This window comes from Pantoea sp. GbtcB22 (assembly GCF_019091025.1).
In the GTDB taxonomy this organism is placed as follows: domain Bacteria; phylum Pseudomonadota; class Gammaproteobacteria; order Enterobacterales; family Enterobacteriaceae; genus Pantoea; species Pantoea leporis.
In genome coordinates, this window is sequence record NZ_JAGXKB010000010.1 from 136,535 (window position 1) to 147,668 (window position 11,134).

Sequence of the window (11,134 nt, forward strand, 5' to 3'; positions counted from 1 at the left end):
GCAATCTAATTATGTTCGTTGCTGGATAACGTCTCATGCTCAGATTTGAATGAAAATTGAACTTTAACCAATACAGCGTTCTCCATAGGAGAACGCTAATCTCTCTTTAAGCTTCAGCCAGGTTTCGACTTATAATTTCCTCAATCGTCCCGTTTTCCTGCCACTTATTCAAATAATGGCTGATTTCGCTGAAGAGTTTTTCATTTTTATGCGGCAAACAGATCGCCTGAAAAATTTGCCCAAAGTTGTCGGGTAACACGCGAAAGCCACTATTTTCCTTAGCCGCCCGCTCTAATGGCTGTCTAATACCCGCAGCCATATCGCCTTCTCCATTGAGAAAGACATCAATAGCCGCTTGCGATGAAGCCAGCCGGTTCAATGCTGCCTGCTTTAATTCTCGTGTCAGGAACAGGTCGTAAGCCGCACCTTTACCGACATTAATCACCACGTTTGCCTGGTCCATCTCACTAACGCTTTGCCAGTGACTGCCTTCCTTGACTAAAACAGTGCCTTCAATAGTGATGTAGGACTGAGTGAATCGCAGCACTTCTTCGCGCTTTGGGTCGATTGCCAAAAAAGCCACATCCCAGCGATCGCTGGTAGCATCCTCAACCACCTTACCCGCCGTAGGATAAGTGACGAACTGCGCCACTTTTCCCTGCTGCGCGGCAATTTTATTGGCAATTTCTACCGTTATACCGCCAGGCTGCCCGTCGGGCAGCGTTTTGGCTAATACAGCATTACCTAAATTAATAGCGAAACGTAGTGTGGTTCCTTCATCGGTGGCTGACATGGGGTTCTCCTGAGAAGTCATCATCATGATCCTGCTTAGGCGTTTCAAAATTCAGGCGCTGAATTTTTCCTGCCACAAACAGATAGCAGCACAGATTGAGGAAAGCGCAGACGCCGACAAAAATCAAAGCGCCATTAAACGAGCCAGTATCTTTAATGATGTAAGCAATAATGATGGGTGTGAATATCCCGGAGATATTACCAATCATATTGAATAACCCGCCGCTCAAGCCCACTGCCTCTTTTGGCGAAAAATCAGAGACTACGCACCAGCCCATAGCGCCGAAACCTTTGCCGAAGAAAGCCAGCGACATAATCGCCACCACAATCCACGCCGAGTCAACATAGTTACAAATCACCATGCTGACGGCCAACAGCATACCGATAACAATGGGTGTTTTACGTGCAGCTGACAAGCTGAAGCCACGCGCCAACATATAATCAGACAACACACCACCGAGCAGAGCTCCCGCACAACCGCACAGCGCAGGCAAAGAAGCGATGAAGCCAGCTTTGAGAATGGTCATACCTCGATCATGAACCAGGTAGACAGGGAACCAGGTCAGGAAGAAATAAGAGAGAACAGTGAAAAAGAACTGGCCCATATAGACGCCCAGCGCAAGTCGGCTGGTCAGTAATTTTCGGGTATAGCCTTTACCTACATTATCGCCTTTTTTGCTGGCCTTCATGTTCGTCAAACCGCCACCAGACTGGATATATTCCAGTTCAGCGTGATTCACCAGTGGGTGAACTTTAGGCGTATCGGTAAGCACGCGGGTCATCAACAGCGAAACCAGAATACCAACAGCCCCCATGAACCAGAACACAGATTCCCAGCCGTATGAATATGAGAACCAGCCCATCAGAGGCAGGAAGACCACGAGCGCAAAATATTGCGCAGCTGTGGTAAATCCAGACGCTTTACCGCGCTCTTTTGCCGGGAACCATGCTGCCAGGAAACGTGAGTTAGCAGGTAACGTAGGCGCTTCTATCAATCCCATCATAAAGATGAAGCCAAACATTAAGATACGCGTGACCCAAACATTGTCGAAAGCGGTACTAAAACCGACGAGGAAAACGAAAAATGACCAGGTGAAAACGCCTGTAACCAGCACTTTTTTGGAGCCGTATCGGTCGAGTAACCATCCGCCTGGATATTGCCCGAGAACATATGCCCAGGTGAACGTAGAGATCAGATAACCAAGCGCAACAATATCCAGACCAGCAGATTTCACCATGTCCGTTCCGGCAATAGAAAAGGTTGCTCTGTCGCCGTGGTTTAACGCAATACTGAGGAATACCATCAGCAAAATCATATAACGATAATGCGTTGGTCTGTTCTTTTTAGCAGTGGAGTTCAGAGTAATCATAATATTCGGCCTTGTCTGGCATACGATTAATTAAATCGGTAAAGTTCAGCCGGGTTTTCCACAAATAATTTGTGGCGAACCTGATCGTTATGCGCCCAGTGGTATATTTTCGATAGTATCAAAGCATCATCTGGCATATTTTTATTGGCACTAATTAAATTGGGATGTGGCCAGTCACTTCCCCATAAAACACGCTCGGTAGCTTCGCGCAGGAAGCAACTCACTAATGCAGCCATATCTGAAACATCATCACGTTGTGATTGATGGTAAAGCGCTGAGAGTTTTACCCAGCATCTCCCCTTCTGAATCAACTCCCATGCTAACCTCCAGGAAGCATGCGAAATTGCACTTGGCGGCAAGCGGAAGTAATGATCTATGACCAGATTGCCTGGTATCTGAATCAGAAGCGGCCTCAGCTCCCAAAGTTGATCTGCGGTTGCATGAACTTGTACATGCCAGCCACGTTCCGCCACACGATGGGCTATGGGCAAAATCATGTCGGGTGTGGTTGCATTGCCCGCGCCGAGATTGAAGCGAACGCCAGTAACACCCGCTAATTGCAATTCATCAAGCTCAGCATCACTAACGGTGTCATCCACCACAGCTTCGCCACGCGCATTGGAACCGAAAGCAGCCAGCGCATCCGTGAGACAACGATTATCTGTTCCATAAGAAGAGGGTTGCACTAACACATGACGAGAATGCCCCAACCACTCTTTAAACTGGTTGTAATCATCGACGGTTGCGTCGGGTAAATTTCGCGTGTCATCCGCAGCATAGGGAAATCGCCTGTCATAAATATGATGGTGACAGTCACAGCTGTTATTTGGCAATACGATTTCAGGCGATTGGGAAATATGGCTATATTTCACATCCACCAATATATCTCGGCTTTCCACGATGATGCCTTTTTTAAAAATTAGTTTCGACTGAATGAATTAATTCGTCATTAATATCTTCAGTTTTGAGACCGCAGCATGAGGACTGCTAAGCACCGGGCACGTTACAGCGGCCTGAACCTGTTCCCAGGCAATCGCCATTGAGAAGTGTGCAAGCAAAATGGCGTCAGCCTCTTGATGTTCACGGGCAGCCTGAACAAGTAGCTGGTTATGACGCTCTGCATCACCCTGCTCAAGTGCATCACGTGCGCCTTCAACGACAATACTTTTCAGCGTGGCTTCGCGATAACCCTGACGGACCAGTTCTTTAAATTCAGCTTCCATTCCTGCAACAGCCGGAGCAAAGGTTGCCAACATAACAATATTTTTACCTTGAGCTAATGCAGCCTCAAACATTGCGGCATTTGGCTTCAGAACAGGCAACTCGTGTGACGCCGCACTGGCATCAATCGCCTCACCAAAGGCAGAACAGGTGAATAGAACTGCGCCAGCATCAATGCTTTCAGCGTAGTTGACCAGTGAATCAATCCGTTTGTAGAGACGGTCATTAAGCAAAGTAACCTTACGACGATCTATGCTCAGCGAATCATCCAATAAATTACTGATCTCAGCTTCTGGCCACTGGGCTGCAAAAGCCTGATTAATAGGCTCAACCGCTAAAGGCGTCGCATGGATTAAAACGATACGTTGATTCATTTTCGGCTCCATGAAAGCAGGTTGCCGCTGAATTGCGGCAACCTCATGACGTTAAATCAGGCGCGGATAGATGCAGCCACTTTGTCAGCAAAGGCTTTGGTGCCACACTTTCCACCCAGATCCGGCGTGCGGGTTTCTGGATTTTCCAACACTTCATCAACTGCACGGCTGATCTCTTCAGCAGCTTTGAGGAATTTTGGTTGATTGTGTTTCTCTGCGTACCACTGCAGCATCATCGCAACAGAAAGGATCATTGACACAGGGTTAGCCTTGTCCTGATTCTGAATGTCCGGTGCTGAACCATGTTGAGCCTGAGCGCAGCAATGGGTATCGCTGGCCATGATTGAACCTGCCAGACCAAGGCTACCGGACAATTCACTTGCCAGGTCACTGATGATGTCGCCATAGAAGTTGGTAGCAACCAGCACGTCGAATCGCTCTGGATTACGCACCAAGTGCGCAGTTGATGCATCAACCAACAGATCATCCAGCTCAACTTCAGGGAACTCTTTCGCGACATCACGAACGGCTTCAAGGAACAGGCCGTCAGTCATGTGGAAGCTGTTCGCTTTATGAATAGCCGTCACTTTCTTACGACGCTGCATCGCCAGCTCAAATGCCTTGCGTGCAATACGTTCAGAGCAATGACGGGTGATTTTACGGGTAGACAGTGCCATATCCGGGCTTGGCATCACTTCACCCCAGCCGCGAGTCATATTGCGGTCAGGATAGAAACCTTCAGTCGCCTCACGCATGATCACCAGATCCATCGATTTACCTTCCTTCATATTTGAAGTCAGGAATGGACGGGTACGCGCCGGACGCACGTTAGCGTAAAGATCCAGACCGATACGGAAACCTGCAGAAACGTTACGACCGCCTTTTTCCGGTGCTGGATAGTCAGCATGTGACTGTGTACCCAGGATAATACCATCATAAGTTTTGGCACGGTCGAGTGATTCCTGACGCAGCGTAGTACCGTGTAACTCCAGGCTTTTAAAACCCACGTCTTCGTAGTCGAACTCAAAGTTCAGGCCATACGCTTTATCCAGTGACTCCAGCACAGTTACCGCAGCAGAAGTGATCTCAGGGCCGATACCGTCACAAGGCAGAACCAAAATACGCATAAATACTCCAGATGGTTGGTCAGTTTTCGATTGCATTTTTATACCAATAAATGCACTGAAGGCAAGGTGATTGAGATCACATTTCTAATACAAAAAAAACACATTAGAACATTTGTGCGCTGAATCAGTGAGTTATATGGAAAGCTTTATAGCTTTAGGATTAATACCCGATATGACAAGGTTTAATACCCCTTAGTGATTTGTGGAATGTTATGCAAACCGCTCTGTTTTGTGATCTGAAGCACAAATTAACACCAAGCCTAATTGCACTTGTATTTGCATAAAAGCAATATGTGCTCAATTTGTTACCGCTTCTGAGGAACACATATGATTAAGTTGGGCGTCATCGCGGATGACTTTACGGGTGCCACCGACATTGCCAGCTTTATGGTGAATGCTGGCTGGAAAGTGGTGCTGTTCAATGGCGTTCCTGCTGAGGCTTTTGATCAGGAAGGAATCGACGCGGTTGTTATCGCACTGAAAAGTCGTTCGATTCCGACAAGAACAGCGGTAGAGCAGTCATTATCTGCATCCAATTGGCTAAAAGCTCAGGACTGTAAGCGGCAGCTTTTCAAATACTGTTCAACTTTCGATTCAACCAGTGAAGGCAATATCGGTCCGGTTACTGATGCGCTGATGGAGAATCTTGGTGCAACCATGACGCTGATTTGCCCAGCAGTGCCAGACAACGGCCGCACGATTTTACAGGGGCATTTATTCGTCAAAGGTCAGCTACTCAATCAAAGCGGAATGGAACATCATCCAGTAACGCCGATGAAAGAGTCGTCACTGAAAAAATTGATGGAAGCGCAATCTACGGGGCGTTGCGAAACCATCAGTCTTGACACGATCAAAAATCATGTTGAAGACATTCCTGATACGTTGGCCAAATTGGCGGAAGAAAAATTTAAATATGTTATCTGCGATGTGCTCGATAACAACGACCTGTTAACCGTGGCGAGTGTGACAGCAGATTTTAAATTGATCACCGGAGCTGCAGGCATTGGTTATGCGATTGCCGCACTGGATACGATGAATAAGGGCGCGGAAAACCATTCTTTCTCAATCAGTAAAGAAGGCGCGAGCGTTGTTCTGTCGGGCAGTTGCTCTTCAATGACTAACCAGCAAGTTAACTTTTATCAACAGCGCGCTTCATCTCTGGCGCTGGATGTGGAAAAAATTCTCAATGAACCCACCTATCTGCAGACGGTAACTGGCTGGGTATTAACCCATACCAATGATTCATTGGCTCCAATGGTTTATGCCACCCAACCGCCGCAGATAATCGAGATTATCCAAAAGAATTACGGCGCGGAATTTGTCAGTGAAAAGATCGAAGGATTCTTCTCTGCGCTTGCCAACACGTTAAGCAATAAAGGTTTCAATAAATTCATCGTAGCCGGTGGTGAAACCTCGGGCGCGGTATCGCAAGGGCTGAACATTAAAGGCATGGTAATTGGTGATGCCGTTGCACCGGGTGTGCCGTGGACGCAGGTTCTGGACGAAGAAAAGTGGGTCATTCTTAAGTCAGGCAATTTTGGCAACAGTGATTTCTTCTTAAAAGCGCAGGAGAGTGTGAAATGAGCGAAGTGCAATTACGTCAGGATTTAGTTCGCTACGCACGCTCCCTGTTTGAACGCGGTTACAGTAGCGGTGGTGCCGGAAATATCAGCCTTAAATTACCTGATGACCATATACTCGCGACGCCGACTAATTCCAGTTTTGGCGATCTGGATGCTGATGAACTCAGCAAAGTGACCATGACCGGTGAGTTAGTTTCTGGTCAAAAGGCTTCAAAAGAGGTACTGATGCATCTGGCCATGTATCGCCAGCGTCCTGCATGTGGCGGTATTGTGCATCTGCATTCTCCCTGGTTAACAGCGTTATCCTGCCTGCCTGACCTGGATTACGACAATGCATTGCCCGCCATCACACCTTATTACGTGATGCGAGTAGGCAAGTTACCCGTCGTTCCCTACATTCGTCCAGGCTCACCGGATATTGCAGTCCATGTGGAAAAATTAGCTAAGGAGCATAATTCGATCCTTCTTGCTAATCATGGTCCAATTATTTCAGGAAAAAATATTCGCGAAGCGGTATTCAATGCAGAAGAGTTAGAAGAAACAGCAAAACTGTACTTCGTTCTTAAGCCCTATGGTATGAAAACATTAACCGCCGAAAATATTGATGAGTTGAATACGCTTTTTAATATGAAATAAACAATTATTTTAAAAGCTGTGCAGATTTCCTGCGCAGCGTTTTCTTACATCTAATACCCTGAAAATGTAAAGGACAAGTCATGTCTTTAATGCTTATCACCGGGATCGTCATGTTCATTATACTGACATGGTGCTTATTGAAGAATAAGTTTCCACCCAGTGTATTGTTTATTGTATTACCCACTGTTGCTGCTTTGGTCTGTGGATTTGGATTCAAAGAATTGGGTGAGTATGTCGCATCCGGATTAAAGTCAGTGGTGGGAACCGCCACGCTCGTTGCCTTCAGTGCCATGTTCTTTACCCTAATGAAAGAGGCGGGTGTCTTTGACGTTATTGTGCGTTTCATCCTGCGCTTCGTAACGCAATCTACTTTCTCAGTATTGCTGGCGACTTTGGTGATTGCCTCAGTTTGTAGCCTTGACGGCAATGCCTACGCAACGCTGCTGGTTACCGTACCTGCCTTACTGCCTATCTATGAAAAGATGAATATCAGCCGTAAAACCTTATTGATGCTGGTAACTGTCGGTGTTGGCGTAACGGGAATAACTCCATGGGGTGGCTCGCTTAATCGTGCAATTGCCGTAACCCATCTTGATATCCTAGAAGTCTATTACAAACTGATTCCATTGCAGGTAGTGCTGTTCGTGCTGGGTGTTGTTCTCTGCTGGTATATGGCCAGAGTTGAGAATAGAAGCGGCTCAGGGATCAGCAAGGAAGCCTTTCTGGTGATGCGTCAGGAGATGCTGACCAGCAAAGGAGACCATAATCCGTGGTTGTTACGAGCGAACTTTGTACTGGTCATCGCCACCATTGTTATTCTGGTCTCAGGCTTAGTTGCCGGTAATTTCCTATTCATGATCGCTTTCTCATTGGCGGTAATGATTAATTATCCTGACGCCAAAAAAGCACAGCAGAAAATAAAAGATTATGCGCTGACCATTTTCCCGGTAATTGTAATTTTCTTAACCATTGGTGTATTCGTTGGCATCTTACAGAATACGGGAATTATTAAGGTTCTGGTAAATGAACTTGCTGCGGTGCTCCCCTCAAGCTTAGGGCCTTATCTTTATATTATTCTGGCGGCGTTTAGCGTGCCGATTGTTGTTCTGATTGGTTCAGATGCATTTTATTTTGCTCTTCTTCCTCTCGCCGTAGGCCTTGGGCAAAGTTTTGACGTCTCTCCACTACACGTCACTATCGCCATGTTGATAACTGAACAAATTGGTTTGCTGTTAAGCCCTGTTATACCGGCAACCCATCTGGGGTTAGGTCTGCTAAATCTTCATGTCGGTGAACATATTCGCCACTCCATGGTGAAAATTTGGATCATGAGTGTCTGTGCGCTGTTCGCTGCAGTTGTTCTTGGCATTATTCCTGTCTAATGAGGAGCGTTATGATTCCCGCTGAACGTCATCAACGGATACTTGAAATGGTATCCACCAAACATTTTGTCAGTCTCCGTGAGCTGTCGGATATGCTGAATGTCACGGTGATGACCATTCGGCGGGATATTGAGCAACTTAGCGCACGTGGCATTATCATGTCCACCCGCGGTGGGGTCAGGTCACGCGATGAAGCGCCTGTGCGTAAACTGCCCGAAGCCGTTGGATCCAACGCTCTTGTTCGTGCTGCGCTCAGCTACCTTGGCGACAGTAAGGTGGTTTATATCGATGGCGGGAAACTGACCTTAGAGCTGGCCACATTTTTCCCCTACAGCGATGAAATGACGATTGTCACAAATGACTTTTCTATTGCACAGCATGTGATGGCCCACAGCAGCGCTGCGCTATTCTTTATTGGTGGAAAGTTAAGTCGCCATGACAATACCTTTCATCAACGAGTTGCACTTGAAACCTTAAAAAGCCTCAATTTTGAAAAGGCATTTATTGCGCCGGAATCATGGGGTGATAAAGGCGTGTTTCATCATGATGAATTCAGAACGTCTTATTATGATGCAATCATTAGCGCATCTCGCAAATGCATCATGCTGGCAGAAAGCCAAAAATACGGTAGCAGTGCCCTGTACAAAATGTTCTCACTGACAGATATGGACATGGTCGTTACCGACCTGACATCTTCAGAGAACATTTTAAGTAAGTGGATAGACCCTTTAAAACTGCATCCAGTTACGAGAAAGTGAGAAGTTGTATCGGTGCCTGATATCATCTTCCTGCAGCCATAATTTCTTTGAATTTTTGATAGACAATCTCCTGATTAGAGCAGCCCTCGTGACGACCGGTTAAAGGCCGGAATGAACCGTATTCATCATGTTGGTGGAGTATTCTAATGGCAAAGATCATTAATTATAGCGAGTTTGTCCTGCCTGATTCTAACCGCTGCATATGATACGATCATGCCTTCAGAAATCATTCTTATAAGGATTTTTTATCCCGATGCAAGTAAAAAAAGCTACAGCAATAGGTTTATTAGCAATTATTCTCTGGAGCACCATCGTTGGTTTTCTGCGAAATGTGACAGAGGGACTTGGAGCTATTGGGGGATCCGCGATGATTTACAGTCTCAGCTCCGTTTTACTGTTATTTACGGTCGGATTTCCTCACATATTTTCTTTTCCTCGACGGTACTTGTTCTGGGGCTGTATCCTTTTCGTGAGCTACGAAATATGTCTTTCCCTTTCTGTAGGCTTTGCTAACTCAGGATCTCAGGCCATTGAGGTCAGCATGGTGAATTATTTGTGGCCAAGCTTTACTCTGCTTCTGGCCGTGCTGACCAGCGGCAAAAAACCGAATATTTTAATGCTCCCAGGCATGTTCATCTGCTTGGCTGGCGTAGGAAAAGTTCTGGGAGGAGAACATGGCCTGACATTTCACGTTATGGCTGCTAACGTTGCGTCCAATCCCCTGAGTTATGGAATGGCACTAAGCGGCGCCCTCATATGGAGTATCTACTGCGTTATGACAAAGAAGGTCGCAAACGGAAGCAACGGCATAACGCTTTTTTTCATGCTGACAGCCGTAACACTGTGGATCCAGTTTTCGCTGACATCGACACCTCCCTTTCACTTCACTGCAGGTGTGGTGACAGACCTGGTTCTGGTTTCTGCCGCTATGGGATTGGGTTATGCTGCCTGGAATACGGGGATACTTCACGGTAACGTCACTTTCCTTGCTACCGCGTCCTATTTCACTCCCGTATTATCTTCGCTTTTTGCCTCTCTGCTTTTAGATGAGTCGCTAGGGCTCCCCTTCTGGACAGGTGCATTAATGGTCTGTGCTGGCTCATTGGTGTGTTGGTATGCTGCAAGAAGCCAGAAAATTATTCTTACAGTGGGATAAACATGTATTCCATAAATACGGTTTATTGAGCAGCATTTTGAGATACTGCCTTTTAGGCTGGGACGGAAGTTTATTTTTAAAAAAACTCGCAATTGTGAGTGCTTTGCGCTTAGAAGTTAAAAAATCGTCCATATAATTGTTATAGCCCCCGTTTAAACCGGACACTTCACCAGTAAGACATAGGCATTGAGCTATGTTTAAGGAGTGTCCTGTGTAAAGAATCGAAGTGATCACTGGCGAGCAAAAGCGCCGTCGTTATACTCCCGAAGAGAAAGCCCGCTTTGTTGCGCCCGCCATGCAACCCGGATAGACCGTCTCACTCGTTGCCCGGCAATATGGCATCACTCCCAGTCTTCTTTTTAAGTGGAAACGGCTCATGAACGAAGGTGGTAAGTCTGCGATCGCCGCAGGCGATGAGGTTGTCAGCGTCTCCGACGCTCAAAGCGCTGGAGAAAAAAGTCAAACAGCCTGAACAGATGCTGGGACGCAAAACGATGGAAGCCGAAATCCTTCGCGACGCGCTTGAGATAGCCCAGGCAAAAAAGTTGATATCGCGCATGCCATTGCTGCCACCGGACGATATCCCCTCATCCGAATAGCAGAAGTGCTCTGTGTATCGCGTTCGAATCTGTATGACCGGTTGCTGGAGAAACGCCAGCACCGGGCAGACCGCTACAGCAAAGACGATGACGCCCGACTGTTACCGCTTATCCGCCAGATATGCAGCGAGCGGGC

General features: G+C 46.8%; 10 protein-coding genes and 1 pseudogene. 6 read left to right on the forward strand and 5 right to left on the reverse strand.

Annotated elements, in window-relative coordinates:
- Positions 1-106: 106 nt before the first annotated feature.
- Genes KVT28_RS22895 through KVT28_RS22915 form a run of 5 tightly spaced genes read right to left on the reverse strand, consistent with a single transcriptional unit; the run spans position 107 to position 4,884 of the window.
- Positions 107-793: a transporter substrate-binding domain-containing protein gene (locus tag KVT28_RS22895; RefSeq protein WP_254633620.1), complete on the reverse strand. Its 687-nt coding sequence runs from the start codon at positions 791-793 to the stop codon at positions 107-109.
- The gene (locus KVT28_RS22900) at positions 777-2,162 is read right to left on the reverse strand and encodes an MFS transporter (RefSeq protein WP_217550338.1); all 1,386 of its coding nucleotides are present in this window, start codon (positions 2,160-2,162) and stop codon (positions 777-779) included. The genes KVT28_RS22895 and KVT28_RS22900 overlap by 17 nt, the downstream gene beginning before the upstream one ends.
- Before the next feature lie 26 nt (positions 2,163-2,188).
- On the reverse strand, positions 2,189-3,061 hold the full coding sequence (locus KVT28_RS22905; protein ID WP_217550340.1) for an amidohydrolase family protein: 873 nt from the start codon (positions 3,059-3,061) through the stop codon (positions 2,189-2,191).
- Positions 3,062-3,100: 39 nt separating this feature from the next.
- On the reverse strand, positions 3,101-3,757 hold the full coding sequence (locus KVT28_RS22910) for an aspartate/glutamate racemase family protein (RefSeq protein ID WP_217550342.1): 657 nt from the start codon (positions 3,755-3,757) through the stop codon (positions 3,101-3,103).
- Between the two features lie 56 nt (positions 3,758-3,813).
- Positions 3,814-4,884, reverse strand: coding sequence for an isocitrate/isopropylmalate dehydrogenase family protein (locus KVT28_RS22915; protein WP_217550344.1), 1,071 nt, complete (start codon positions 4,882-4,884; stop codon positions 3,814-3,816).
- A gap of 327 nt (positions 4,885-5,211) precedes the next feature.
- Here KVT28_RS22915 and otnK point away from each other — a divergent pair, with 327 nt between their 5' ends.
- The 6 genes and pseudogenes from otnK to KVT28_RS27865 all read left to right on the forward strand — a co-directional run.
- Entirely contained in the window at positions 5,212-6,468 is a 1,257-nt protein-coding gene (gene otnK, locus KVT28_RS22920) for a 3-oxo-tetronate kinase (protein WP_217550346.1), read from the forward strand.
- On the forward strand, positions 6,465-7,103 hold the full coding sequence (locus KVT28_RS22925) for an aldolase (protein ID WP_217550348.1): 639 nt from the start codon (positions 6,465-6,467) through the stop codon (positions 7,101-7,103). The genes otnK and KVT28_RS22925 overlap by 4 nt, the downstream gene beginning before the upstream one ends.
- Before the next feature lie 80 nt (positions 7,104-7,183).
- Positions 7,184-8,485, forward strand: a complete 1,302-nt coding sequence (locus KVT28_RS22930) for an SLC13 family permease (protein ID WP_217550350.1) — start codon at positions 7,184-7,186, stop codon at positions 8,483-8,485.
- Positions 8,486-8,496: 11 nt separating this feature from the next.
- The gene (locus KVT28_RS22935) at positions 8,497-9,243 is read left to right on the forward strand and encodes a DeoR/GlpR family DNA-binding transcription regulator (RefSeq protein WP_217550352.1); all 747 of its coding nucleotides are present in this window, start codon (positions 8,497-8,499) and stop codon (positions 9,241-9,243) included.
- Positions 9,244-9,496: 253 nt separating this feature from the next.
- On the forward strand, positions 9,497-10,399 hold the full coding sequence (gene yddG, locus KVT28_RS22940; protein WP_217550354.1) for an aromatic amino acid DMT transporter YddG: 903 nt from the start codon (positions 9,497-9,499) through the stop codon (positions 10,397-10,399).
- A 220-nt stretch (positions 10,400-10,619) separates the two neighbouring features.
- A pseudogene (locus tag KVT28_RS27865) lies at positions 10,620-11,134 on the forward strand (transposase); the annotation flags it as partial.